At 67.2% G+C, this 26,293-nt stretch carries 20 protein-coding genes and 1 riboswitch; of the genes, 11 read left to right on the top strand and 9 right to left on the bottom strand.

What is annotated here, in order from left to right:
• Positions 1-367: 367 nt before the first annotated feature.
• Both AC5P99_RS01945 and AC5P99_RS01940 read right to left on the bottom strand, forming a co-directional pair.
• Positions 368-3,895, bottom strand: a complete 3,528-nt coding sequence (locus tag AC5P99_RS01945) for a hybrid sensor histidine kinase/response regulator (protein ID WP_495212832.1) — start codon at positions 3,893-3,895, stop codon at positions 368-370.
• A gap of 94 nt (positions 3,896-3,989) precedes the next feature.
• Entirely contained in the window at positions 3,990-7,532 is a 3,543-nt protein-coding gene (locus AC5P99_RS01940; protein WP_049451505.1) for a sensor histidine kinase, read from the bottom strand.
• 164 nt (positions 7,533-7,696) lie between these two features.
• Here AC5P99_RS01940 and AC5P99_RS01935 point away from each other — a divergent pair, with 164 nt between their 5' ends.
• Genes AC5P99_RS01935 through AC5P99_RS01925 form a run of 3 tightly spaced genes read left to right on the top strand, consistent with a single transcriptional unit; the run spans position 7,697 to position 9,488 of the window.
• Positions 7,697-8,329 (top strand): YceI family protein, encoded by a 633-nt coding sequence (locus AC5P99_RS01935; protein ID WP_043034508.1) that lies wholly within the window; start codon positions 7,697-7,699, stop codon positions 8,327-8,329.
• Between the two features lie 10 nt (positions 8,330-8,339).
• Positions 8,340-8,912, top strand: coding sequence for a cytochrome b (locus AC5P99_RS01930; RefSeq protein WP_005410672.1), 573 nt, complete (start codon positions 8,340-8,342; stop codon positions 8,910-8,912).
• A gap of 3 nt (positions 8,913-8,915) precedes the next feature.
• Positions 8,916-9,488 (top strand): YceI family protein, encoded by a 573-nt coding sequence (locus tag AC5P99_RS01925; protein ID WP_005414145.1) that lies wholly within the window; start codon positions 8,916-8,918, stop codon positions 9,486-9,488.
• 71 nt (positions 9,489-9,559) lie between these two features.
• Here AC5P99_RS01925 and AC5P99_RS01920 read toward each other — a convergent pair whose 3' ends face one another.
• Positions 9,560-9,790: a glutaredoxin family protein gene (locus tag AC5P99_RS01920; protein WP_032966073.1), complete on the bottom strand. Its 231-nt coding sequence runs from the start codon at positions 9,788-9,790 to the stop codon at positions 9,560-9,562.
• A gap of 100 nt (positions 9,791-9,890) precedes the next feature.
• Here AC5P99_RS01920 and AC5P99_RS01915 point away from each other — a divergent pair, with 100 nt between their 5' ends.
• Together AC5P99_RS01915 and AC5P99_RS01910 are read left to right on the top strand one after the other, a co-directional pair.
• Positions 9,891-11,273 carry an L-serine ammonia-lyase gene (locus tag AC5P99_RS01915; protein WP_024956918.1) on the top strand — a complete coding sequence of 461 codons (1,383 nt, stop codon included), beginning with the start codon at positions 9,891-9,893 and terminating at the stop codon, positions 11,271-11,273.
• Positions 11,274-11,490: 217 nt separating this feature from the next.
• Positions 11,491-12,486: an alpha/beta fold hydrolase gene (locus AC5P99_RS01910; protein ID WP_108270182.1), complete on the top strand. Its 996-nt coding sequence runs from the start codon at positions 11,491-11,493 to the stop codon at positions 12,484-12,486.
• Between the two features lie 105 nt (positions 12,487-12,591).
• Here AC5P99_RS01910 and AC5P99_RS01905 read toward each other — a convergent pair whose 3' ends face one another.
• Genes AC5P99_RS01905 through metX form a run of 3 tightly spaced genes read right to left on the bottom strand, consistent with a single transcriptional unit; the run spans position 12,592 to position 15,919 of the window.
• Positions 12,592-13,659, bottom strand: a complete 1,068-nt coding sequence (locus AC5P99_RS01905) for a homoserine dehydrogenase family protein (protein ID WP_049451506.1) — start codon at positions 13,657-13,659, stop codon at positions 12,592-12,594.
• Positions 13,656-14,891: an O-succinylhomoserine (thiol)-lyase gene (locus AC5P99_RS01900; protein ID WP_005410678.1), complete on the bottom strand. Its 1,236-nt coding sequence runs from the start codon at positions 14,889-14,891 to the stop codon at positions 13,656-13,658. The genes AC5P99_RS01905 and AC5P99_RS01900 overlap by 4 nt, the downstream gene beginning before the upstream one ends.
• Positions 14,888-15,919, bottom strand: a complete 1,032-nt coding sequence (metX, locus tag AC5P99_RS01895) for a homoserine O-succinyltransferase MetX (RefSeq protein WP_049451508.1) — start codon at positions 15,917-15,919, stop codon at positions 14,888-14,890. Before metX ends, AC5P99_RS01900 begins: the two co-directional genes overlap by 4 nt.
• Before the next feature lie 77 nt (positions 15,920-15,996).
• Positions 15,997-16,115, bottom strand: a riboswitch (SAM riboswitch).
• Positions 16,116-16,263: 148 nt separating this feature from the next.
• On the opposite strand from metX, the gene AC5P99_RS01890 reads away from it, so the two are divergent.
• The 4 genes from AC5P99_RS01890 (at position 16,264) to AC5P99_RS01875 (ending at position 21,672) form a co-directional block, all read left to right on the top strand.
• Positions 16,264-17,145, top strand: a complete 882-nt coding sequence (locus AC5P99_RS01890; RefSeq protein WP_024956333.1) for a M23 family metallopeptidase — start codon at positions 16,264-16,266, stop codon at positions 17,143-17,145.
• A 66-nt stretch (positions 17,146-17,211) separates the two neighbouring features.
• On the top strand, positions 17,212-18,816 hold the full coding sequence (locus AC5P99_RS01885; RefSeq protein ID WP_049404528.1) for a peptide chain release factor 3: 1,605 nt from the start codon (positions 17,212-17,214) through the stop codon (positions 18,814-18,816).
• Positions 18,817-18,976: 160 nt separating this feature from the next.
• A complete protein-coding gene (gene trhA, locus AC5P99_RS01880) occupies positions 18,977-19,615 on the top strand; it encodes a PAQR family membrane homeostasis protein TrhA (RefSeq protein ID WP_005410682.1) in 639 nt (212 codons plus the stop codon).
• 83 nt (positions 19,616-19,698) lie between these two features.
• On the top strand, positions 19,699-21,672 hold the full coding sequence (locus AC5P99_RS01875) for an AsmA family protein (RefSeq protein WP_476470672.1): 1,974 nt from the start codon (positions 19,699-19,701) through the stop codon (positions 21,670-21,672).
• A gap of 416 nt (positions 21,673-22,088) precedes the next feature.
• Here AC5P99_RS01875 and AC5P99_RS01870 read toward each other — a convergent pair whose 3' ends face one another.
• The 3 genes from AC5P99_RS01870 to mtgA are packed head-to-tail and all read right to left on the bottom strand — an operon-like array spanning position 22,089 to position 24,295.
• On the bottom strand, positions 22,089-22,520 hold the full coding sequence (locus AC5P99_RS01870) for a CBS domain-containing protein (protein ID WP_033834030.1): 432 nt from the start codon (positions 22,518-22,520) through the stop codon (positions 22,089-22,091).
• Complete coding sequence (locus tag AC5P99_RS01865) at positions 22,480-23,499, bottom strand: glycosyltransferase family 2 protein (protein WP_005410685.1); 1,020 nt, start codon at positions 23,497-23,499, stop codon at positions 22,480-22,482. The genes AC5P99_RS01870 and AC5P99_RS01865 overlap by 41 nt, the downstream gene beginning before the upstream one ends.
• Positions 23,500-23,545: 46 nt before the next feature.
• Positions 23,546-24,295: a monofunctional biosynthetic peptidoglycan transglycosylase gene (gene mtgA, locus AC5P99_RS01860; RefSeq protein WP_005410686.1), complete on the bottom strand. Its 750-nt coding sequence runs from the start codon at positions 24,293-24,295 to the stop codon at positions 23,546-23,548.
• A 77-nt stretch (positions 24,296-24,372) separates the two neighbouring features.
• Here mtgA and hslO point away from each other — a divergent pair, with 77 nt between their 5' ends.
• Positions 24,373-25,266 carry an Hsp33 family molecular chaperone HslO gene (gene hslO, locus AC5P99_RS01855; protein ID WP_049451514.1) on the top strand — a complete coding sequence of 298 codons (894 nt, stop codon included), beginning with the start codon at positions 24,373-24,375 and terminating at the stop codon, positions 25,264-25,266.
• Positions 25,267-25,415: 149 nt separating this feature from the next.
• On the top strand, positions 25,416-26,228 hold the full coding sequence (locus tag AC5P99_RS01850; RefSeq protein ID WP_024956328.1) for an XOO1806 family protein: 813 nt from the start codon (positions 25,416-25,418) through the stop codon (positions 26,226-26,228).
• Positions 26,229-26,293: the final 65 nt, after the last annotated feature.

Genomic DNA, 26,293 nt, shown 5'->3' with positions numbered 1-26,293 from the left:
CATCCATGCCGCGGACACGCCCGCAACCGGACCCACCCCGCCTTCGACAGAATTCTGCGATCTGCAGTAGATCCACGCCATGCGTGGATGAATCTCTATCGAGATCGAATATGTCGAATTGAGATCGAAAAGCATCCACGCATGGCGTGGATCTACCTGATCGCGAAAATCTGTCAGAGGTGGGGCGGTGTGGGCTTGCAGGACCGTTGGCGCCATGGATGGCGCCATCGAGCCCCCATGGACGGGTTTACGGCGTGTCCTGCAAGCCCACACCGCCCCACCACCCACGGAATGCCTGCTTTTGCCGTTGCTGTTGCCTTGGCTTGAAGCCTCTGCAGGTGCAGGGCTGCAAGCCCTGCAACAAACCCTACCTGCCCATCGCCTTGGCGATCGCTTCCACCAGCAGCTCACCGGTCACCGGCTTGCGCAGGAAACCACCGATGCCGGCCGCTTCCACCTGCTGCTGAAGGTCTGGATCGGTCCGTGCCGTCACGGCGAGCAGTGGCAGCATGTAGCCCTGGTTGCGCAGGTGCTGGGCCAGCTCGAAGCCGCTCAGGCCCGGCAGGTCCAGATCCAGCAGGCCGACGTCGAAATCCCCTGCGCTGATCTCGCGCAGTGCCGCCAGCGCATGGCCCGCATGCACCACTTCATGGCCGCGCGCACTCAACAGCCCGCGCACCACATCAGCCACGGTTGCATCATCCTCGACCAGCAGCACGCGCAATGGCGGCATGTTGGCCGCATCCTCGCGGTGCACTTCGCCCTCGGACTCTGCATTGGCATCGACCACCAGCGGCAACGGCAGGGTCACGCCAAAACACGTGCCGCGGCCGAGCTGGCTCTCGACCTGGATACGCCCCTGCATCGCCTGCGCCAGTTCGCGGCAGATCGCCAGGCCCAGGCCGCTGCCGCCGTACTGCGCCGCGGTGCGGGCGCCATCGGCCTGCTCGAAGCGGCGGAACAGGCGCTGCTGCTGTTCCTGGCTGATGCCTGGCCCGGTGTCGCGCACTTCGAAATGCAACGCGCGCAGCTCGCCGTCGCTGCGCGCATGCAGGGTGATGGTTCCGCGGCTGGTGAACTTGACCGCGTTGGAGAGCAGGTTGAGCAGGATCTGCCTTACCCGCATCGCATCGCCGGTCGCCTGCAGGCCCGGCGGCAACTGGTTGTCGAGGGTGAAGCGCAGGCCCTTCTGCGCTGCCAGCGGTCCCATCAGCGCGGCCAGGTCCTGCAGCAGGCAGCTCAGCGCGAACGGCTTGGACTGCAGCTCCAGCCGTCCGGATTCGATCCGTGCCAGGTCCAGTGCATCGTTGACCAGCTGAAGCAGGTGTTCGCCGGCGTGCCGGATCGACTGCGTGTAACCGCGCTGCTGCGGGTCCAGCGGCGAGGCCAGCAGCAGTTCGCTCATGCCGAGCACACCGGTCATCGGCGTGCGGATTTCGTGGCCGAGATTGGCCAGGAAGCGGGTCTTGGCCGCCGAGGCCTGTTCGGCCAGTTCCTGTTTATGCAGTGCCAGCTGATAGGCATGGCGCCGCTGCAGGCGACGGCGATACAACCAGGCAAACCAACTGGTCAGCAGAAGCGCGATCGAGGCCAGCACCAGCAGCCCGGACAGGCTGCGCCACCACGGTGGCTGTACACGGAATTCCAGGCTCTGCACCCGGGACCAGACATGGTCGGCCGAGCGCGCCTGTACCTCCAGGCGGTAGCTGCCCGGCGGCAGGCGCGAGAACAGGCGCTCACCGGCCGGCCCCACTTCCACCCAATCGGGGTCGTAGCCGGCCAGGCGGTAGCGGTAGCTGTTGGAGGCCGAATCGGCGAATGACAACAGTCGCGCGACGATGCGCAGGTCACGGTCACCATCGGCAATCTGCAAGGGCGTGTCGTGGGTCAGGTCGAGTACCTGCTCGTTGCGGCGGACTTCGACCCGTTCGATCACCAACGGCGCCCGCCGCACCGACGGCCGCACCTGTTCCGGGTCGAACACCACCACGCCGGCCGGGGTACCGGCCACCAGATGGCCATCGCCGGACATCGTCAACGTGTGCTCGCGGAACTCCTGGCTGGGCAGGCCGTCGTGCACGCCGTACAGGCGCACGCTCTGCCCGTCGGCGCCAACCCGGACCAGGCCGCGCGCACTGGTGGCCCAGGCCACGCCCTGTGCATCGACCACCAGCCCGGAGGCGGAGATTGCCGGGTAGCCCTGCTCCGCGCCGACAACGGCCTGCCGTTCAAGCCGGCCCTGGCTCCAGCGGTAGCGCGACAGGCGGCCATCCTCCGACAGCCAGACCTGGCCATCGCGGCCCACGTGCAACGCATGGATCGCGGTCGCCGGCGCGCCCGGCACCGGCTGGAAGCGCTCGCTTTCCGGCAGCCACTGCAGCAGGCCACGGCTACTGGCCAGCCAGATGTGGTCCTGCGGCCCGCATTCCACATCCAGGTTGAGCTGGCCCTGCTGCAGGCCGCGCTGGCCGTTTTCCAACTGGCGGCGCAGGCGACCGTCGAGGTCACGCTGCTGCAGGCCTGCAGGCAACATCAACCACAGGCTGTCGCCGTCACAGGTCATCATCGACTCGATGACCCCTTCCATGGTCGCGTCGGCCCCGGCATCACGGCCCCAGCGACGTAGCTCACGTCGCTTCGGGTCATAGCGCAGCAACGCATCGGTCGAGCCGATCCAGACCTGGCCACGGCGATCCTCGCGTACCGAGGACAGCCAGTACATGCCATTGACCCAGGTGCGGTGCTGCTCGATCTTGCCGGTCCTGGGATCGAACCGGTCCAGCGCGCCGTGGCTGCCGACCGTCCAGATGCCGCCATTGCTGGAAGGGCTGGTGCCGAGCACGAAGGCATTGCGCAGCGAACCGGTGTCGTCCTCCAATCGCGACAGCACCGAGAACTGCCACCAGCGCGGCAGCAGATGCCACAGGCCGGCATTGGTACTGGCCAACCAGATGCCGCCTTCGCGGTCCTCGTAAGCGCCCGTCCAGTTCGGCCGCACCGGCCCGCGCGCAACGGCGCTGTACAGCGGAACGGTCTGGTACTGCCCATCCACGGCCCGACCAAGCCCGGTACGGGTATCCAACCAATGCCCGCCCTGTTCATCGCGCAGCATCATGCCGAGCACCTGCTCGCCCGGCGGCAGTTTCCAGGGCGGCGATTCAAAACGCCCGTCGGGGCGACGCACCGTGGCGCCGGCCATCGTACTGATCCACAGGCTGCCATCGGGTTCGCTGGTCAACCCATTGATCAGCAGGCTGGGAATGACGTCGGTGCCGACCCGCTCGAAGTCGGTGCCGGTCCAGCGCGCCACGCCATGCTTGGTGCCGACCCACAGGCTGCCATCGGCCAGCGTAGCCAGGTACGGCACCGAGGCGGCAGGCAGGCTGCGCGGATTGTTGGCCTCGGGCAGGAAACGCTGCAGGCGGTCCTGGCTGTCCAGCCGGTACAGCCCACCTTCGTGGGTCCCGAACCAGATCGCACCGTCCGGCGTGGTCGCCAGGCTCCAGACCGTGTTGGTCCCCATCAACGGCTGGCTGCTGCGGTCGTAGAAATGCAGCTGGCGGCGGTCGGCCGACATCCGTACCAGGCCCGCGTTCTCGGTCCCGATCCAGAGCTGGTTGCGCGCATCGACCAGGACCGTCCAGATGCGGTTGTCGCGCAGGCCATCCTCAGAACGCCAGATCCGGTAGTTGCGCCCGTCGTAACGGGCCAGGCCGTCGTTGGTGGCGATCCACAGGTAGCCATAGCGGTCTTCGGCCATGCGGTTGACGGTATTGGACGGCAGGCCGTCGAATACCGTCACCTGGCGCGGGCTCGGTGGCACCGGCTGCGCGGCAGCGGGTGACAGGCCGCACAGGAGGATCAGCAGCAGCATTGCCGCCCGCAGATACACCACCGATTGCCTCCTCACGCTGCCTGATGATTCCCGCGCCGCGGGCGTCGGCATGGTAAACCGAAAGTCGCGCCGTTCACGCCCCGCGTCGACGTTTTCAAGTTGTGGTCTGTCGTTTGGCGCGAGCCTGGATGATCGCTGCCACCAGCATGTCGCCGGTCACCGGCTTGCGCAGGAAACCATCGAAACCGGCAGCGAGCACCTGCGATTCGGCATACGCATCGGAGCGGGCGGTCACCGCCACCAGTGGCAGTTCGTAGCCCAGGGTGCGCAGCTGGCGGGCGATCGCAGTGCCGTCCAGCGCAGGCAGGTCGAGATCGAGCAGGCCGACATCGAAGCCGTCGGTAGCGATCTCCGACAAAGCCCCCAGGCCATGCAGCACATGCACCACCTCATGGCCGCGGCTGCGCAGCAGGCCGGCGATGACCTCGGCCACGGTGGCATCGTCCTCCACCAGCAGGATGCGCAGTGGCGCCAGCATCGGCAGTGCCGGCGCTTCGCCCGTGGCGGCTGCCTGCCGGGTCCAGGGCAGCGGCAACCGCACCCGGAAACGCGCGCCCTTGCCTGGCTGGCTGTCCACTTCGATGCGCCCGCCCATCGCCACGGCCAGCTCCTGGCAGATCGCCAGGCCCAGCCCGCTTCCACCATAGCGCGAGGCCGTGCGCGGCCCCTCCGCCTGTTCGAATCGGTGGAACAGCCGCTCCTGCTGCTCGGCATTGATACCCGGACCACTGTCGTGCACTTCGAAGCAGAGACCGCCGCCGTTCTCTTCCAGGTGCACGGCCAGGCCGACATGACCGCGCTCGGTGAACTTGATGGCATTGCCCAGCAGGTTGAGCAGGATCTGCCGCACGCGCATCTCGTCGCCACTGACGCTGATCGGGCCGGGCGGATCGTCGCCACGCTGGAAATCCAGCTTGCGCTGTTTCGCCATGGGCTGCATCAGCGCCTGCACCTGGTCGAGCAGTCCGGCCAGGTCGAACGGACGCAGATCCAGCTCCAGTCGACCGGCTTCGATGCGCGCGAGGTCCAGCGCATCGTTGACCAACCGCAGCAGATGGCTGCCGGCCTGCTGGATGGAGCCGGCATAGCTGCGCTGCACCGGGTCCAGCGGTGTGGCCAGCAGCAACTCGCTCATGCCAAGCACGCCGGTCATCGGCGTGCGCACTTCATGCCCCAGCGTGGCCAGGAACCGGCTCTTGGCCTGCGAGGCCTGTTCGGCCAGCTCCTGCTTGTGCACGGTCAGCTGCCATTGCTGGCGACGGCGCAGGCGCGCACGGATCGACCAGACCAGGACGAGCAGCAGCAGCGAACCGATCAGGATGTAGCCGAAGATCGCCATGCCGCTGCGCCACCAGGGTGGCAGCACCTTCACCTGCAGCTGCTGCGAAGGCGTCCATGCACCATTGGCGGTGGCCGCCTGCACTTCGATGACGTAGCTGCCGGTCGGCAGTCGCGACAGCGTGCGCTGGCCGTCGCCGCCCTGCTCCACCCAGTTCTGGTCATACCCGCGTACCCGGAAGCGGTAGCGGTTGCCCTGGGGATTGGCATACGACAACAACCGTGCATCGATCTGCAGGTCGCGATCATCCGGTCCCAGCAGCAGGGTGCCGGTATTCGGCAGCGGCTGCCAGCCGCGTGCATCGTCGCGGCGCACGCGCACCTCGGCAATCACCAGCGACGACCCGGGCAGCACCACGTCGTCGGCATTCACGTCGAATGCAACCAGGCCGGTCTGGGCAACGGCCAGAACGCGACCATCGGCATTCACCGCTGGCGGCCGGCTGGTGAACTCGGCATCGGACAGGCCATCGCGTTCATTGAACAACTGCAGGCGTCGTGCTTTCGGGTCCCAGCGCAGCAGGCCGCGCGGCGTGGTCGCCCACACCCGGCCATTGTCGGCCAATGCCAGGCCCCCCATGCTGACCGGCGGCACACCGGCGCTTCCATCAATGCGCTGGATCAGGCGCAGGCTCATGCCATCCCACTGGTAGCGCTCCAGCGCGCCCTGGCGGGCCAGCCACAACTGCTGCGGATCCACCCACACCAGGTCGTAGATCAGCCCGCGCGAGACCCCCGGCACCGCTTCGAAGCGACCGGCCTGCTCACGCCAGATGCCCATGTCGCCCATCACCCATGCCTTGCCATGGGCATCGAAGCGGATCTGCTCGATGGGTGAGTCGGCCGCCTTGCGGAAATCGTCGAGAGGATAGCTGCGCAGCACCCGGCCCTCCGCACTGCGCTGCTGCAGGCCCAGGTTCATCACCGAAAGCCAGACCGTGCCATCGGGTGCCTGCCGCATCAGGTCGATGCGCTGGCGCAGATCGGCGCCTCCACCGATGTGCCAGTCGTGCAGCGCGCGGGTAGCCGGGTCATACACGCTGATGCGGCCGGCACGCCCCAGCCACAGGCGCCCGTCCGACCGCGGCAGTACCGACCACACCGCACCGCTGCCGATCTCGCGGTCGCTGGCCAGCAGGCGCAACGTGCCATGTGCGTCCAGCTGATACACGCCGTGCGCCGAACCCACGTAGTAGTTCTGGCCATCACTGGCCGCGCCCAGCAGGTACTGGCTGTCCAGCGGCTTGCCATCGAGCTGGTTCCAGATCGAGAAGCGGCGCCAGTCTGGCGGGAGGTAGGCCAGTCCCTGGGTCAGCAGGGCGACCCACAATCCGCCTTCATGGTCCTGCAGCAGATCGAGCACACCGCTCTGTGCAGTGAGGAAACCACTGCCGCGGTCGCCGTCGAGCCGCCATAGCGCACTTGCGTCGCCACGCAGCAGGCCATCGGACGTGCCCGCCCAGTAGCCGCCCTGGCGATCGGCCAGCACCAGCGCCGAGCGCAGGCCGGCGCTGTCGCTCCAGCGCGGACGACTGACCCGGTCCTGCGCATCGATGCGATACAGGCCATCGTTCTGGCTGCCGACCCAGATCGAGCCATCCGGATCGCGGCTCATCCGCAGCACGCTCAATGCGCCCAGCGCGTGCGGTGCCACGGGCTCGAAGTCACGGCCATTCCAGCGTGCGACGCCGGCCTCGGTACCGATCCACAGGCGCCCGCGCGCATCGACCAGACTGCTGTAGATGGTGTTGCTGGGCAGGCCGTCGGCACGGGCCGGGTCGTGCTTGAAGAAGCGCAGGCTGCCGTCCTCCCCGAACCGGCAGATACCCTGGCTGCTGGTGCCGATCCACAACGCATCCCCGGCATAGGCCAGCGTCCAGAACTGGCCCAGGCACGGACCATTGACCGCATCGAAGGTCTTGAACCGCTCGCGGTCGGCATCCAGGCGGGCCACGCCCTTGCCATTGATGCCCACCCACACACGGTCCAGCGGATCGACCAGCAGGGTCTCGATCTCGTTGCCGGGCAACGAGCCGGGCTGTTCCGGGTCATGTTCCCAGACCCGCAGCGAGCTGCCGTCGTAGCGCACCAGACCGCCATCGGTTGCGGCCCAGACATGGCCCTGGCGGTCCTCGGCCAGCGCCAGCACCATGCGTGAAGGCATGCCTTCGGCGGCACCGAAGCGCCGCAGGCGTGGTGTTTCTGCCATGTCCAGGGCTGCAGCCGCCGTGGCAGACGCCAACAGCAGCAGCCCCGTTGCCGCGATGCCCAGGCACCACAGGCGCCAGCTGCTCGTCATCCTGAACCCCCTGTCCTGTCCCGATTGTCACACAGGGCCGGGGTCATGGCTGCAACAGCCTGTTGCCGGGGCAGGACCACCACGAACTGTTGCAGCCATGCACGCATCCTTGGCAGGGGCCTGTGCGTATGATCACAGCGTCCCCCTTCCGGAGCCCGCCATCGATGCGTCCCTGCCTGGCCCTGCTGCCGATGCTGCTCGCCACCGCTCCCGCCTGGGCGGATGCAGATACCTATCGCCTCGATCCGGTGCACACGCGTGTGCTGTTCAGCATCGACCACGCGGGCTACTCGCAGGCGATGGGCACGGTCTCCGGCAGTGAGGGCCGCCTGCAGTTCGATCCCGACAACTGGCGCGAGGCCACACTGGATGTCGAGGTCCCCGTGTCGCGATTGGACCTTGGCGATGCCAAATGGAACCAGGCCACGCTGGCCCGCAGCCTTCTGGATGGCGAGCGTTTCCCGAAGGCACATTTCGTCTCCAGCCGGGTCGAACCGATCGATGCCAGGCGCGCCCGCGTGATCGGCACCCTGACCCTGCGCGGGGTCAGCCAGGAGATCACGCTGGACGTGACCCTCAACGCCATCAAGCGCTACCCCCTCCCCCCGTTCCGACGCACCGCCGGTTTTTCCGCCAGCACCACGCTGAGCCGGCGCGCGTTCGGCATCACCGCCTGGCCGGGCGTCATCGGTGATGCAGTACAGCTGAGGATCGAGGCTGAAGCCACCCTCGACCGCAGCGACGCCCCGGGAACTCCCGCTCCCGTTCCACACTCCGACCCCAAGACGGCCCCCTAGAGGACCCTTCATGACCGCCAAGAACACCCCCGCCGCCTGGGGGAGTGTCAGCCAGATCCTGCATTGGTTGATCGCATTGCTGATCCTCGCCCTGGGCGTGGTCGGCCTGACCATGGGCGAACTGCCCAAGACCCCCAAGTATTTCTGGGTCTATACCGCGCACAAGTCGATCGGCATCACCGTGCTGGCGCTCGTGCTCTTCCGCCTCGGCTGGCGCCTGTATGCCGGTGCCCCCAAGCCGGTGCCGGGCGTGCCCAGCTGGCAGGAACGCATCGCCAGTGCCACCCACGTGCTGCTGTATGTGCTGATGTTCGCCATCCCGCTGTCGGGCTGGCTGTACGACTCGGCCAGCGGCCTGCGCCCGTTCCGCTGGTTCGGCCTGGTCGACGTGCCCAAGCTGAGCGGTCCCGACCCGCAGGTGGTCGCGGTATCGCATGCCATCCACGAGTACGGCTTCTGGCTGTTGATCGCGGTGGTGCTGGCCCATGCCGGCGCTGCCTTCTACCACCACCTGTTCCAGCGCGATGCGACCTTGTCCCGCATGTTGCCGCGCGGCTGGCTCGCCTCCCCTCAGAAGGACTGACCGATGAACCTGAAACTGACCACTCCGGCCGCCGTGGCCGCCGCCCTGGCCGGCATGCTGGCCACCACCCCGGTGTTCGCCGCCGACTACGCACAGGCGCCCGGCGCCGGCTCGATCCTGGTGTTCGCCACCAAGTACGACGGCGAAGTGTTCACCGGCAGCTTCCCGGGCTTTGCCACCAAGCTCAGTTTCGACCCGGCCAATCCGGCCGCCGGTTCGCTGGACGTGGTGATCCCGCTGGCCGGCGCCAAGAGCGGCAACAGCGACCGTGACTCGACCCTGCAGACCGCCGACTTCTTCAATGTTGGCAAGTTCGCAACCGCACGCTACACCGCCAAGGGCTTCCGCGCGGTGGGCAATGACCAGTTCGCCGCCGATGGCACACTGGAGCTGCGAGGCGTCAGCAAGCCGGTCACCCTCACCTTCACCTGGAAGCCGGGCACCCAGCCGGTGCTGACCGGCAAGGCCACGGTCAAGCGCCTGGACTTCGGCGTCGGCGGCGGCGACTGGGCCGACACCAAGACCATCCCGGACGAAACCGCGATCAGCACGATCGTGAAGTTCGACGCGAAATAAACCGCGTCTGGTAGTGCCGGCCGCTGGCCGGCATCACCGGGCATCGCGGGGTTGCCGGCCAGCGGCCGGCACTACCGAACGTCGGCCAGCCAGGCCTGGACCGTGGCCGCGTCGAACGGCCAGTCCAGCTCACGACCGCCAGTCTCGTCACGCAGCACCGGCACCCGCGCGCCGTAGCGCGCTTCCAGCGCAGGCTGGTCATCCAGGAACACCGATTCGAACTCCGGTGCCCGCGCCTTGGCCAGCTCGGCCAGGGCCATGTCGCACAGGTGGCAGTCATCGCGCTGGAACAGGGTCAACACCGGTTTTGCTCCCTCTGCCGAAATGCTGCGCCGCAGCCATGGAAGTGCGGCATGAACCGCTAGAATAGCGGTCTCCTCCGGCACCCGCAGTACGGCAACCATGGCTGTCAGCACGTTCGACGTTTTCAAGATCGGCATTGGCCCGAGCTCCTCGCACACCGTCGGGCCGATGAAGGCCGCCGAGCGATTCATCCATCGCTGGCTGCTTGACCCGGGCCGCCTGCACGAGGTCGCGCGCATCCGCGCCGATGTCTATGGCTCGCTGGCGCTGACCGGCCGCGGCCATGGCACCGACAAGGCGATCCTGCTGGGCCTGGAAGGCCAGCGGCCGAACCTGATCGATCCGGACATCATTCCGGCCACCCTGGAGCGCATCCGCAGCAGCAAGCGCATCCAGCTGATGGGCCAGCACGAGATCGCCTTCGACGAGAAGCGCGACCTCGGCATGAACAAGCGCCAGAAGCTGCCGTACCACACCAACGGCATGCGCTTCACCGCGTACAACGCGGAGGACGAGGTGATCGCCACCCGCGACTATTACTCGGTCGGTGGCGGCTTCGTGGTCAACCAAGATGATGCGGCCGATGACCGCATCGTGCCCGACGAGACCCCGCTGCCCTACCCGTTCAAGAGCGGCGACGAGCTGCTGGCGCAGACCGCGCGCAGCGGCCTGAGCATTGCCCAGCTGATGTTCGAGAACGAGAAGTGCTGGCGCAGCGAAGACGAGATCCGCGCCAACCTGCGCGAGATCTGGAGTGCGATGCAGTCGTGCGTGGCGCGCGGCATCCGCGAGGAAGGCGTGCTGCCGGGTGGCCTGAAGGTCGGCCGTCGTGCACCGGCGCTGTACCGCGAGCTGTCGTCGAAGCCGGAAGCAGCGATGCGCGATCCGCTGACCACGCTGGACTGGGTCAACCTGTACGCGCTGGCGGTGAACGAAGAGAACGCCGCCGGTGGTCGTGTGGTGACTGCGCCCACCAACGGCGCTGCCGGCGTGCTGCCGGCGGTGCTGCATTACTTCGACCGTTTCTGCCCCGGCGCCAACGAACAGCGCGTATTCGACTTCCTGCTGACCTCGGCAGCGATCGGCATCCTGTACAAGGAAAACGCCTCGATCTCCGGCGCCGAAGTGGGCTGCCAGGGCGAAGTGGGCGTGGCCTGCTCGATGGCGGCCGGTGGCCTGGTCGCAGCGCTGGGTGGCAACCCGAGCCAGATCGAGAATGCCGCGGAAATCGGCATGGAACACAACCTCGGCCTGACCTGTGATCCGATCGGCGGGCTGGTGCAGATCCCCTGCATCGAGCGCAATGCGATGGGCGCGGTGAAGGCGATCAATGCCTCGCGCATGGCGATGCGCGGCGACGGCAAGCACAAGGTGTCGCTGGACAAGGTGATCAAGACCATGCGCGATACCGGCCGCGACATGCAGGACAAGTACAAGGAAACCAGCCGTGGCGGCCTGGCGGTGAACGTCATCGAGTGTTGAGGTCGACCGGTCCCGGCGCGATGGCGCCGGGCCACAGGTAGAGTCGACCGTTGGTCGACTATCGCGCGCAGCGCGGGATTTTCGCTCGTTGTGGTGAAGGTAGTCGACTAACAGTCGACTCTACCCAGTCGACTCTACCTCGTCGCCCTTGCCGGGTCGGACGACACCGTCACTACGTTCCGGTTAGGCTCGGGGCTCCCCTATCCAGGACCGCCCCATGCGCGTGATCGCTGCCGCCCTGCTTGCCTGCCTTCCACTGCCTGCGCTGGCCGCGCCCACTTACGGGCCGCGGCTGGAGGGTTTCGACTACGGCTATCCGGTGAAGACCTTCGCGCTGGAATCGCAGCGGCAGCCGCTGGAAATGGCCTACCTCGACATCGCGCCGAAGAAGGCACCCATCGGCGTGGTGGTGCTGCTGCACGGCAAGAACTTCTGTGCCGCCACCTGGAAGGAATCGATCAAGCCACTGGTTGCCGCCGGCTACCGGGTGATCGCCCCGGACCAGGTGGGCTTCTGCAAATCCAGCAAGCCCGAGCGGTACCAGTATTCGTTCGCGCAGCTGGCCGCCAACACCCATGCCCTGCTGCAACAGCTGCAACTGGGTGATGTCCCGGTGCACCTGGTCGGTCATTCGATGGGCGGCATGCTGGCGGTGCGCTATGCGCTGATGTTCCCGCAGGACCTGCGCAGCCTGTCACTGGTCAACCCGATCGGGCTGGAAGACTGGAAGGCGCTGGGTGTTCCCTGGCGCAGCGTGGACACGTGGTACGCCGGCGAAATGAACATCAGCTATGACAGCATCCGCCGCTACCAGCTGGATGTGTACTACGACGGCAAATGGAAGCCGGCGTATGAACCGTGGGCACGGATGCAGTCGGGCATGTACGAAGGGCCCGGCAAGCAGGCCGTTGCATGGAGCCAGGCACTGGCCTCGGACATGGTGTTCAACCAGCCGGTGGTCTACGAACTCAAGAATGTTCAGGTGCCGACCACGCTGTTCATCGGCCAGAAGGACCGCACCGCGATCGGTCGCGACCTGGCGCCACCAGCGGTGAAGGCGACGCTGGGCAACTATCCGGTGCTCGGGAAGGCGGCAGCCGCGGCGATTCCCGGCGCGACGCTGATCGAGTTCGCCGAACTGGGCCATTCGCCGCAGGTGCAGGACCCGAAGCAGTTCAACGCGGCGTTGCTGAAGGCATTGAAGGCGCATTGAACGGCAGCCCTCCCCTGTAGAGTCGAGCCATGCTCGGCTTATCCAGCAAGAGGGATCTCGCCAGTAGCAGCCGAGCATGGGCTCGGCTCTACAGAAGCAGTGCGATCAGCCGACGATCCGCAGCACGTCATCCAGCAACGCGGCGGCAGTGACTTCCGCGCCCGCGCCCGGGCCCTGGATCAACAACGGCTGGCGGTGATAGCGATCGCTGTGGATGGCCACGCGGTTGTCGGTGCCCGCGCCCTGCGCCAACGGGTGATCGGCAGGCAACTCACGCAGGCCCACCTGCGCACCCTCGCCATCGACACGGCCAACGAAACGCAGCACGCGGCCATTGTCATGCGCCTGCTGCCAGCGCGCCTGCAACGGCGCATCCAGCTGCTCGAGCGCCGCCACCGCATCCTCCAGCGGCAGCGCTGCCAGCGCTTCAGGCACCAGTGAATCCACCTCTACCTGCGACGCATCCAGCGCCAACCCGCTGCTGCGGGCCAGAATCAGCAGCTTGCGACGCACGTCTTCACCGGAAAGGTCCAGGCGCGGATCCGGCTCGGTGTAGCCGGCAGCCAGCGCCTCGCGCACCGCCACCGAGAACGGCGACTGGCCGTCATAACGATGGAACAGCCACGCCAGCGAACCGGACAGCACGCCTTCGATGGCATGGATGTGATCGCCACCGGCTACCAGTGCACGCAGGCTGCTCAACAGCGGCAGGCCCGCGCCCACCGTCGCGCTGTCGCCATAGCGTGCGCCACTGTCGGCACAGCTTTCCGCAATGGCCTGCGCGCGGGCCAGCTGCGCACCACGCCCCAGCTTGTTGGCGGTCACCACATGCACGCCCCGCGCCAGCCACTGCACGTGGCGCGCGGCCACGTCTTCACTGGCGGTGGCGTCGACCACCACGTCGCCACGCTCCAGTCCTTCGGCACTCGCCCACGGTGGCGAACTCTGGCCATCGCGCGGTGCACGCCGTGCCAGTTCCAGCGGCAAGGCCAGGTCACGATCGATCTCCAGCGCAGTGCGTGAATTGGCCAGCCACTGCACGCTGGGCAGTTCCAGCCCACGCGCCCGCAATGCCTGGTAACGCTGTACGAAGGCCGAGCCGACCGTGCCGGTGCCCAGCAGCGCCAGGCGTCCCACGCCCAGAGCAGGAATTTCTGCGGCGAGCGCGCTCATGCATCCACCACCTGTTTGCGGCGCGCAGCCGCATCAATCACCGCTTCGGCACGCTGCAGCGCGGCGCCGAGATCGGCCAACAGGTCACGCTCGGCCTCGATGCCAACCGACAGGCGCAGCAGGCCTTCGCTGATGCCGGCCGCGGCACGCGCTTCGGCGGTCATCGCCGCATGGGTCATGGTGGCGGGATGCGCGATCAGGCTTTCGACGCCGCCCAGCGATTCGGCCAGCGTGAAACAGCGCAGGCCATCGACGAACGCGCGCACCGCCGCGTGCGGATCATCACCCGCGCAGTGCGCCAGTTCGAACGACAGCATCGCGCCGAAGCCACTCTGCTGGCGAGCAGCGATGGAGTGGCCCGGGTGATCAGCCAGACCCGGATAATAGACGCGGCCGACCGCCGGATGCTGGTCCAGCAGCGCAACGATCGACGTGGTGTTCTCCTGATGCACGCGCAGGCGCGCATCCAGCGTGCGCAGGCCGCGCAGGGTCAGGAAGGCATCGAACGGCGAACCCGTCAGGCCCAGCGCGTTGCCCCACCACACCAGCTGCTCATGCAGTGCCGGATCGCGCGCGACGACCGCACCGCCCACCACGTCGCTGTGGCCGTTGATGTACTTGGTGGTGGAATGCAGCACCAGATCCGCGCCGAATGACAGTGGTTGCTGCAGGGCCGGCGACAGGAAGGTGTTGTCGACCACAACCAGAGCACCTGCCTTGTGCGCGGCATCGATGACGAAGCGCAGGTCGGTGATGCGCAGCAGCGGATTGGACGGCGTTTCCACCAGCACCAGCTTCGGCTGGGTGGCCAGCGCCTGCGACAGCGCGCGCGGATCGGTCAGGTCGGCGGTGACCAGTTCGAAATGGCCCTTCTTCGCCAGCGCATTGAACAGACGCCAGCTGCCACCGTACGCGTCGTGCGGCACGACCAGGGTATCGCCCGGCTGAAGCAGCGCGTTCAGCACCAGGTTGATCGCGCCCATGCCGGTGGCGGTGATCACGCCGCCCGCACCGCCTTCCAGCTCGGCCAGCGCTTCACCCAACAGGTCGCGGGTCGGGTTGCCACTGCGCGTGTAGTCGTACTGGCGCTTGTTGCCGAAGCCTTCAAAACTGAAGTTCGACGACAGCACGATCGGCGGCGTGACCGCGCCATGCGCGGTGTCCCGATCGATGCCGGCACGGACGGCGGCAGTGGTGCGGCTACAGGACGGCTCGTTGGCGTGCAGGCTCATGCGGACTCTCCAGAGGTGCGGAAGGCGGTGGCGAGGATCGCGTCGATGCGATCGGTTTCTTTGAGGAAGGCGTCGTGGCCATAGGGCGAGCGCAGCACGCGCAGGCTTCCGCGCGGCCCCAGCCCCTCGACCAGGCCGACCAGGTCGGCCAGCGGCACCAGGCGGTCACCCTCCACCGCGACCACCACGGTCGGCGGCAGGATGGCGGCGGGGTCCACGCGGTGCAGGTCGATCGATTCGGACAGGCGCAGGTAGGCGGTCACCGGCGTGCGCGCGACGTAGTGCGCGCCGGCGGCGTCCAGATAGTCCTCGGCGGCGACCCGCACGCGGCCGTTGATCACTTCCGGCGCGGCGTCGAAGCGCTCGCCGAACTCTTCCGGGGTGCGGTAGCTGAGCATGGCGAACTGCCGGGCCAGCGCCAGGCCGTGGTCTTCGCCGCACTGCAGTTGGCCGAGGGCGACGGCGCGGCGCTGCAGTGCGCGCCAGGCCGCGGCATACGGGTGCGGACGATGCGCGCCGCTGGCCAGCACCAGCTGGCGCACCCGGGCTCGATGACGGATTGCGAACTGCTGGCCGACCAGCGCGCCATACGAGTAGCCGACGAAGGCCTTCAGCGTGCGGATACCCAGATGATCCAGCAGCAGTGCCAGCGCATCGGCCTGGTCAGCGGTATCGATCGGCACGTCCAACGCACCGTCGGCCCCGATGAAGTCGAACGCCAGTACGCGCAACTGCTGCGGATCCAGCGTGCGACCACTGCCGACCAGGTCTTCGGCCCAGCCCTTCTCGCTGAACTGTGCGTTGGACGCCACATGGCGATGGGCGGAAATGCCGCCGGCCAGCACCACCACCGGCGCATTGGCCGGGCCGACCCACTCATAGCGCAGGCGCACCGGGCTGGGGCCAGCGTGACGCATCGACAGCACCGCAGCGAACTCACCGCGCTCGGCATGCACGCGGTCTTCGACCGGCACGCTGACGGGGACAAAGGGTTCGGGGCGAACGGCGGTACTGGCAGCGAAGCTCATGGCGGGATCCGGTTGGGGAATCGGCCATCGAGCCTTCGCGGGGCTCGCGTTCGAGATGCACGTGCGGTGCATGGATCGAACCATCTTTCGGTGGACGCCACGGTCCCCGCAGGATTTGGCACCTACGCGAACGCTTTCGCATCCGCGGGCTGCCCCGGCTTCAAAGGGCCTGTCCCTCTGCCGGTCTCGATGGTGAGGCCACGATGCCAGCGCTTCCGGGCGCTGTCAATCCCTTCATGCGGATAAAGCGATGAATATTCTCGCGACAGGTATGCGAGGGGCGTCGCGGTCGCTCCGTTCAGGATCGGGTACAGTCCGGACGGTCCGTTTTCCTGAATCCGCTGATGCCACGCCTGCCCTTGACCTGCCTGCTCCTGCCGCTGCTGGCCAGCGCCTCTGCCGGCGCCAGCGACTGGCGCCAGGGCTGGGGGATGCTGCCGAAGGCGCCTGCCCCCGCCAGCGCCGACGCAAAGGCCCCCCTTCCGATGGCCCAGCTGCGCCTGCAGTCGATCGGCGAACAGTGGCAGGCCCGGATCGACAACACCCTGGCCGGGCCGTTGCAGATCGAACTGCGCGCCGCCCCTGGACACCCGGTCGACGGCTTGCCGGTGCAGTCACTGATACAGGGCGACAGCAGCCTGGTAGTCGGCCACCTCCCCGCGCCGGTCAACGGCCGGATGCTGGACCTGCGCCTGCAGTCGGTACCAGGCAACCCCGCCGCACAGGCCGAGGATGTGGCCTACCGCCTGCCCTTCGATGATGCACGCCCGCGCGTGGACCAGGCGCCGCAGGGCCGGTTCAGCCACGACGACGAGGAAAACCGCGACGCGGTCGACTTCGCACTGCCGGAGGGCACACTGGTGCTGGCCGCGCGCGAGGGCACGGTGATGCAGATCCAGGATGGCTTCCGAGGCAACGGCCAGGACCGCGAACGTGATGGTGCCCGCGCCAACTTCATCCGCGTGCTTCACAGCGACGGCAGCATGGCCCTGTACGGCCACCTGCAGGCCGGCGGCATGCGCGTGCGTCGCGGCCAGGCGGTGGGCGCCGGGCAGCCCATCGGCCTGTCCGGCAACAGCGGCTTCAGCAGCGCACCGCACCTGCACTTCGTGGTGCAGGTCAACCGCGGCATGGGCCTGCGTTCGGTGCCGGCACGCATCTTCGCCGAGCAGGGCCAGCTGCAGTTCGCCCGCCAGGGCGAGGCCGAGGGCGGCATCGGGCGCTGAACGGCCCCGGCCGGTATAATCGGGCGCTTATCTCTTTGAAAAGCGCCCCGGGCGGGCGCCACTGCCATGTCCGAAGTCGCCAACGAAGCGTCGCGTCGCCGCACCTTCGCCATCATTTCCCACCCTGACGCCGGCAAGACCACGCTGACCGAAAAGCTGCTGCTGTTCGGAGGCGCGATCCAGATGGCCGGTTCGGTCAAGGGCCGCAAGGCCGCCCGCCACGCCACCTCCGACTGGATGGCATTGGAAAAGGAACGCGGCATCTCCGTCACCTCTTCGGTGATGCAGTTCCCGTACGAAGACAAGATCGTCAACCTGCTCGACACCCCCGGCCACGCCGACTTCGGCGAGGACACCTACCGCGTGCTGACTGCGGTGGACTCGGCGCTGATGGTGATCGACGTGGCCAAGGGCGTGGAAGAGCGCACCATCAAGCTGATGGAAGTGTGCCGCCTGCGCGATACCCCGATCATGACCTTCATCAACAAGCTCGACCGCGAGGGCAAGGACCCGATCGAGCTGCTGGATGAAGTGGAAACCGTGCTGGGCATCCAGTGCGCGCCGGTCACCTGGCCGATCGGCATGGGCCAGCGCCTGAAGGGCGTGGTCCACCTGCTCACCGGCGAAGTGCACCTGTACGAGCCGGGCCGCAACTTCACCCGCCAGGACTCGACCATCTTCCCGTCCATCGATGCCCCCGGCCTGGCCGAGAAGATCGGTGCGCAGATGCTGGCCGACCTGCGCGACGAGCTGGAACTGGTGCAGGGCGCCAGCCATCCGTTCGACCTGGAGGCCTACCGCGCCGGCAAGCAGACCCCGGTGTTCTTCGGCTCGGGCGTGAACAACTTCGGCGTGCAGCCGCTGCTGGACTTCTTCGTCGAGCATGCGCCGTCGCCGCAGGCACGCTCCACCACCGGCCGCGAGATCGCCCCGGAAGAAAACAAGCTGACCGGCTTCGTGTTCAAGATCCAGGCCAACATGGACCCGCAGCACCGCGACCGCGTCGCGTTCATGCGCGTCTGCTCGGGCCGCTTCAGCGCCGGCATGAAGACCTTCCACGTGCGCACCGGCAAGGAAATGAAGCTGGCCAACGCACTGACCTTCATGGCCAGCGATCGTGAAATCGCCGCCGAAGCCTGGCCGGGCGATGTGATCGGCATCCACAACCACGGCACCATTTCCATCGGCGATACCTTTACCGAAGGCGAAGCGGTCACCTTCACCGGCATCCCCAACTTCGCCCCGGAACTGTTCCGCCGCGCGCGCCTGCGCGATCCGCTCAAGCTCAAGCAGCTGCAGAAGGGACTGGCCCAGCTGTCCGAAGAAGGCGCGACCCAGTTCTTCCGCCCTCTGACCAGCAACGACCTGATCCTGGGTGCGGTGGGTGTGCTGCAGTTCGACGTGGCGGCCTATCGCCTGAAGGACGAGTACGGCGTGGAAGCCACCTTCGAGCCGGTCAGCGTGACCACCGCGCGTTGGGTCCACTGCAGCAACGAGAAGAAGCTGGAAGAGTTCCGCGAGAAGAATGCGCTGAACCTGGCACTGGATGCAGCCGGCCACCTGGTCTACCTGGCACCGACCCGGGTCAACCTGCAGCTGGCGCAGGAACGCTCGCCGGACGTGCGTTTCTCGGCCACCCGCGAAGCGGCGCATACCGTTTCGGCGGGCTGATGCCACGGGGTCGGATCCCTTTCCGGCAGGAAAGGGCTCTGACCCCAGCCAACGCAAGGCAGGCATTCACCCACCATACGGTGACAGGCGTGCACGCATCGCCCATCGCGGCGATGATAAGGGGGTGCGGGTCCCCCTCCCCGCGAACAATGCCTACGCCATGTCCACGACGTCCATTGCTTCGATCCGTGAAGAAATCGCCAGCGCCCTGACCCATGGCCTGGGCGCGGTATTCGCCCTGGCCGCCAGCGCGGTGTTGATCACCCTGGCTGCGATCTACGGCGACGGCTGGCAGCTGGCCAGCGCGATCGTGTTCGGTATTGCGCTGTTGCTGCTGTACACCGCCTCCACGCTGTACCACGCCATCCAGCATCCGGTCGCCAAGGGCCGGTTGAAGGTGTTCGACCACTGCGCGATCTATGTGCTGATCGCGGGCACCTATACCCCGTTCACCCTGATCGGCCTGCGCGGTCCGTGGGGCTGGGGCCTGTTCACCGCGATCTGGGCGCTGGCGCTGGGCGGCGTGGTGTTCAAGCTGTTCTACACCGGCCGTTTCAAGGTGCTCTCAACGGTGATCTACATCGCCATGGGCTGGCTGGTGGTCGTGGCGATCAAGCCGATGTGGGCCTCGATCGATGGCGGCACCCTCACCTGGCTGTTCGCCGGCGGCCTGTCGTATACGCTGGGGACCTACTTCTACCACCGTGAATCGATCCCGTACTCGCATGCCATCTGGCACCTGTTCGTGATCGGCGGCAGCGTCTGCCACTTCGTCGCGGTCACCATGCAGGTGCTGTAAACGGCCGCTCGACGGCGGCGTGTGCACGCCATGCACATGGTCGCTTCGCGCCCTGTCCACGAACAGGGGGCAACCATGGCAGCGTGAATGCTGCCGCCTCCCCTGCCGCAAAGCGCACGTCCCGTTGGCGCCTCCGCCGCCCCGGCCCACGAGGCCGGCGCTGGCTCACGATCCTGGTCTTCCTGCTGGCGGCGATCCTGGTACTGCTCGCGTTGTGGGACTGGAACTGGTTCAAGGGACCGGTGGAGCGCGCGGTACAGGCACGCACCGGCCGAGTGCTGCGCATCGGGAACCTTGATGTCGACCTCGGCCGCACCAGCACGATCCGCGCCGATGCGATCACCTTCGCCAATGCCAGCTGGGCGAAACAACCTGAGATGGCCAGCGCAGACCGCGTCGAGATCGACGTGCGGGTCTGGCCCCTGCTGCGCGGCAGCGTGCAGCTGCCCGAGGTGCGCCTGACCCGGCCGGACGTGCTGCTGGAAACCGCCCCGCGCAAGGGCGAGCCGGGCAACTGGGACTTCCTCGGTGACAGCGCCGGCGGCACAAGCCCGCAGCTCAAACGCCTGCGCATCGACGATGGTCGGCTGCAGTTCATCGATGCACTGGGCCGCACCGACATCCGCGTGGGCGTGCGCAGCGGTCAGCCGAAACAGGCCGATGCCTCGCCGCCGCTGCTGGTGCAGGGCAAAGGCCACTGGCAGGGCAACCCGTTCACCCTGCGCGGTGGCACCGAATCTCCGCTGGAACTGACCGACAGCGACCACCCGTTCCGCATCCACCTCGACGGTCGCGCCGGCGCTACCCACGCGGTGGCCAGTGGCACGCTGACCAATCCGTTCCAGCTGCGGGTGTTCGACCTGCAGTTCGCACTCAGCGGGCAGGACCTGTCGGACCTGTACCCGCTGCTCGGCATTGCCATCCCGCCCTCACCGCCCTACGCCTTGGACGGACGGCTGAAGCGCGACCACAACGTCTGGCGCTACGACAGCTTCACCGGAAAGGTCGGTGACAGCGACCTCGCTGGCAACCTGCAGTTCGAGGTGGGACGCGACCGTCCACGGCTGACCGCGACACTGGAATCCAGGCGCCTGGACTTCGATGACCTGGCCGGCTTCGTGGGAGCGCCACCGAAGACCGGCGGCGGCGAAACCGCGAATGCGGAACAAAAGGCACAGGCCGCCCGCATCGCCGCCAGCAGCCGGGTATTGCCCGACACGCCCTACAATCTGGGCAAACTGCGTGCGATGGATGCCGACGTGCGCTGGAAGGCCCACCGTATCAACGCGCCCTCGTTGCCACTGGACGACATGGACGCGCACCTGCTGCTGGATGACGGCGTGCTGCGGCTGGACCCGCTGAACTTCGGCGTGGCCGGCGGCGATATCCGCAGCACGATCCGCATGGATGCACGCCAGGCGCAGATTCGCACTGCGTTGAGGGCCAGCGTACGCGGCGTGCAGCTGGGCCAGCTTTTCCCGGATGCGAAGCTGGCCGAGCAGGCCAAGGGCGGCATCGGCGGCGAAGTGGACCTGAGCGGGCGCGGCAACTCGATCGCCGCCATGCTCGGCAGCAGCAGCGGCAAGGTCGGGCTGGCGATGGGCCGTGGCCATGTCGGCAACCTGGTGATGGAACTGGCCGGGCTGGATATCACCGAATCACTGAAGTTCCTGGTGACCGGTGACAAGCAGATTCCGCTGCGCTGCGCCTTCGCCGACTTCGGTGTGCAGGACGGTCTGATGACCAGCCAGGCACTGGCGGTGGACACCACTGATACCATCCTCATCGGCGAAGGCACGGTCAGCCTGCGCGACGAGACCCTGGACCTGCTGCTGAAACCGCGCCCGAAGGACAAGAGCATCCTGGTACTGCGGTCACCGTTGCATATCAGCGGCACGTTCAAGGACCCGTCGTTCCGCCCTGACTTCAAGGCGTTGGGTATTCGTGGCGCGGTGGCCCTGGCACTGGGCAGCATTGCCCCGCCGGCAGCGCTGCTGGCTACGATTGAACTGGGGCCGGGCAAGGATGCCAACTGCGGTGGGCAGTATGCGAAGTAGGATTACAGCGTTGTTCGCGGCGCCTCTTTTTCCGCGCGTAAAGCCGGAGCAAGGCGACAGGCTGGACACGCCGTAAATACGTTCCTGTAGGCTTGGTCGGCGCATCCATGCGCATCACGGTCCTGCCTGCCGCCTTGCTCCGGCTCCCGACAGTTTCCTGCGCGCGCAGAACGAGAGCGAAGTTCAAAGTCAAAAGAAGGAGCGGAATCAAAAGCCAATGCCAACCAAGGTTGGCATCTACCAGGAGCGGGGGACCGGCACTGAAACGCACCGCGCTCGCGGGAACGTGTCCAGAGGCTGAGGGCCCTGCCCAGCCGCACCCTCCGCCTCCCAACGTATCAGGAAGGCGCTGCTTTGGCTTTGGCTTTGAGCTTCGAAAAGCGGGCCGGCGGGCCGCAGGCCCGCCAGCGACACCCTCACCCGGCGACGATGTACTGCTGCAGCTGATCCAGCTCGCGCCGCTGCGCATCGATCACCGACTTCACCAGGTCGCCAATGGAAATCACCCCCAGCACCTGCACGCCCTCCACCACCGGCAGGTGGCGGATGCGGTAGTCGGTCACCAGCTGCAGGCAATGCTCCACCTGTTCGCCCGGCGACACCGTCACCACCTGCGTCGTCATGATCTCGGCCACCGCCGTATCGCGCGAAGAACGATCACGCAACACGATCTTGCGCGCGTAATCGCGCTCCGAAAGGATCCCGACCAACCGCGGCCCGTCCATCACCAGGACCGCGCCAATGCCCTTTTCCGCCATCAACCGGATCGCATCGATCACCGCCGCATCCGGCGCGACCGCATGTACTTCAGGAGACTTGCCGTCCAACAGTTGCCGTACCGTGGTCATCTGCCTGCCCTCCGAGGGTGGGTTGCAGGGCCGAGTCTGCCACGGCGGATGCTAGCCACGCGTCAACCAGGTACAACGGCCGCTGCTTGGACTCTTCGTACAGGCGCCCCAGGTACTCACCGATCAGGCCCAGCGCAATCAACTGCACCCCGCCCAGGAACAGGATCACCGCCATCATCGTCGGCCAGCCCGCCACCCGGTCGCCGTACAGCGCGGCCTTGACGATCACCCACATGCCGAACACGAAGGCCACCGCCGCGGTTGCCAGCCCCAGGTAGGTCGCCGCGCGCAGGGGCACGGTCGAGAACCCGGTGATGCCTTCCAGGGCGAAGTTCCACAGCCGCCACAGGCTGAACTTGCTGGTGCCGGCCACGCGTGCGTGGCGGTGGTAGGGCACCGCCACGCGCTTGAAACCCACCCAGCTGAAAAGCCCCTTCATGAAACGATGGCGCTCACGCATCTCGCGCAGCGCACTCAGCGCGCGTGGTGACAGCAGGCGGAAATCCCCGGTGTCGGCCGGGATCGGCGTACGCGAAAGGCGCCCCATCACGCGGTAGAAGATCGCCGCCGTGGCACGCTTGATCCAGGCCTCGCCATCGCGCGCCAGGCGCGTGCCATAGACGTTGTCATGGCCCTCGCGCCAGCGCGCGACGAACTGCGGCACAAGCTCCGGCGGGTCCTGGCCATCGGCATCCAGGATCATCGCCGCCCCTTCGCGCACCAGATCCAGGCCAGCGGTCAGTGCGGCTTCCTTGCCGAAATTGCGCGACAGCTTCAGCGCGGAGACCCGCGCGTCGGATTGGGCCAGGCGGGCGATCACCTCCCAGGTCCCGTCATGGCTGCCGTCGTCCACGTACAGAATGTGGCCGTCGATGTCGGGCAGCGCGTCGAGCACCGCGCACAACCGCGGATGCAGCAACGGCAGTGCCAGGGCCTCGTTGTAGGCGGCGATGACGAAAGTGAGCCGTTCGCGGGTCATGCCCGGATTGTACGTTGCCGCCGGCCGTAGATCAGGCGGCGCGCGCTCACTCTTCCGAAAGGTACGCGGCCCCGCCCAGCTGCCGTGCCTGGCGCTGGATCCAGGCGGCGCGCCGCTGCACGTACGGCCCTGGCTTTGCGGCGTTGTAGCGCCGCGGTGCCGGCAGCACCGCCGCCAACCGCGCGCTATCGGCCGGGCTCAACCTGGCCGCGTCCTTGCCCCAGAACTTCTGCGCCGCCGCCTGAGCTCCGTACACGCCATCACCGAACTCGGCGATGTTGGCGTACATCTCCAGGATGCGCTCCTTTGGCCACAGCGCTTCGATCAGCACGGTGTACCAGACCTCCAGCCCCTTGCGGATCCAGCTGCGGCCCTGCCAGAGGAACAGGTTCTTGGCCACCTGCTGGCTGATCGTGCTGGCGCCACGCAGTCGCCCGCCCTTGGCATTGTGGTCGCGGGCCTTCTCGATGGCCTGCAGGTCGAAGCCGTTGTGGTCGGGGAAACGCTGGTCCTCGGCGGCCACCAGCGAAATCGGCAGGCTCGGCGCCATCTGGTCAAGGTCGCGCCACTGGTAATGCAGGCGATAGGACCAATCGGCCTCGCCCAGCGCCTCGCCATAGCGCCACAGCATCACCATGGACACGGGCGGGTCGATGAACCGCAGCACCAGGACCTGCAGGCAGCTGAAAGCAGCCAGCAGCACCGGCAGCCACAGCAGCCGTTTCCAGCGCCAGCGCCTGCGGCGTGGGCCTTCTACGACAGCTTCCACCTTGTGCTGCTCTCCCCCTGCCCCCATTACTGGTGCATCCTTCTTCTATCTGGTTGTCGGCGCATTATCCGGCAACTGCCCCCGTTTACGCGCGATGTGAGCCGATGACCGCCAACTCCGATTCCCTGATCCGCTTCCTGCTCCCCGACGCCGGCGTCCGCGGCGTCCACGTGCACCTGCAGGCCACCTGGCAGGAAATCCTGTCCCACGCCGAGTACCCGGATACCGCCGCCGAACTGCTCGGCGAGGCCTGCGTGGCCTCGGCGCTGTTCACCGGCCATACCAAGATCGATGGACGCCTGTCGATCCAGCTGCGCAGCAGCACTGCCCTGCGCACCCTGTTCGCCGAATGCACCGCCGCCGGCACCCTGCGCGGCATCGCCCAGCTCAGCGAAGGCGGCGACGCGCCGCGCGACCTGTCCAGCCTGGGCGATGACGCGATCCTCGCCATCACCATCGAGAACCCCGGCCTGGACCCGCGTGAACCCCAGCGCTACCAGAGCCTGGTCGGACTGACCGCACCGGAACTGGACGAGGCCTTCGAGGACTACTTCCGCCAGTCCGAGCAGCTGCCGACCCGCCTGCTGCTGGCGGCCGACCGCAATGGTGCCGCCGGCCTGCTGCTGCAGAAGCTGCCGGGCGACGAGGGCGACGAGGACGGCTGGGCGCGCGCCAGCGCCCTGTTCGAGACCCTGGGCAAGGCCGAACTGCTGGCCACCCCGGCCGAGCAGCTGCTGCACCGCCTGTTCCACGAAGAGAAGCCGGCGTTGATGGGCGAAAAGCCGCTGTCCTTTGCCTGCTCCTGTTCCCGCGAGCGGGTGGCGGCGATGCTGCAGTCGCTGGGTGAGGAAGAGGCCTGTGCAGCGGCTGCAGACACCGGCGCCGTCGAGGTCCGTTGCGAATTCTGCGGGCGTGAGTATCACTTTCCATTGACGGAGTTCGGCATACTGTTCCACGGCGCCCAGGGGGCTGTACCGGCGCCTGAACGGCTTCAATGAACGGCAGTCTTGTACCTGGGGAGGATCAAGGCTTGTTAAGAATTCATAAACACCCTAGGATCAATTTCCCGTCCCCACGGGAACTTCCGTTGTCCGTCCCTGTCTGAACTGGTCCGATGCGTACCTTCCTGCGTCTACCGCTGGCCATGATGATCGCCCTTGGCGCGATCACGGGCGTGCATGCGCAGAGCAAGGACACCCGCACCGTGCTGCCGGTATGGAACAAGGGCAGCGGCAAGGTCGAGGCCCTGCTGTACCTGGAGCCGACCGGTGAGCAGGCGGCCGGGGCGCGTTGGCATTTCGGCCGCAACTCGCTGGATGCGGCCTTTGGCCTGTCCTCCGGCGATTCGCTGGGCCTGCTCTGCAGCAGCAGCGGGACCAGCATGAGCGGTCTGGCCAGCCACTGCATGCTGGCCAGCCTCGGCGACGAGGACGACCTCAACAGCCGGCGTTTCACCGGCACCGCCGCATTGAACCGTGGCAGCAGCCGCCTCGGCATCACCGCCGGCACCGGCCGTGAAACCCTGCCGGCATGGCTGGCAGGCCCGAACAAGACCCCTTCGCTGCGCGCCGAGCAGAATGACCTGACCGTGTTCGCGCAGAAGAACATCGGCCGCGAAGGCTTCGTGTCCATCGCCGGCACCTACGCCAAGGCCCGCCTGGTACCGCTGGCCGACGCCTCGCCGGCCATTGCCGACCGCTGGGACAGCAAGAGCCTGAGCATCGGCGCCGGCTACGGCAATTTCACCGGCAGCATCATCGGCCGCGTCATCGACGTGCCCGGCAAGCCCGGCAAGTGGGAAGGCCTGGGTATCGGCCTGACCTGGCGCACGCCATGGTCCGGCCAGCTCACCGTGGGCGCCGAGAACGTGATCAGCCGCGGTAAGAATCCGTTCTCGCCACGCAACGAAAGCAACGACGACGGCACCGTGCCGTACGTGCGCTACGAGCAGGACCTGTAAGCTCCCTGCTGCCTCACCGCGACGTTTCCGCGCGCGCTCCCTTCGCCCATCCCCGTAATGACACC

Source organism: Stenotrophomonas sp. YJH_SMC_80 (assembly GCF_059372495.1).
The sequence above is the reverse complement of the archived record's forward strand: the minus strand, read 5'-3'. Positions and strand labels throughout refer to the sequence as shown.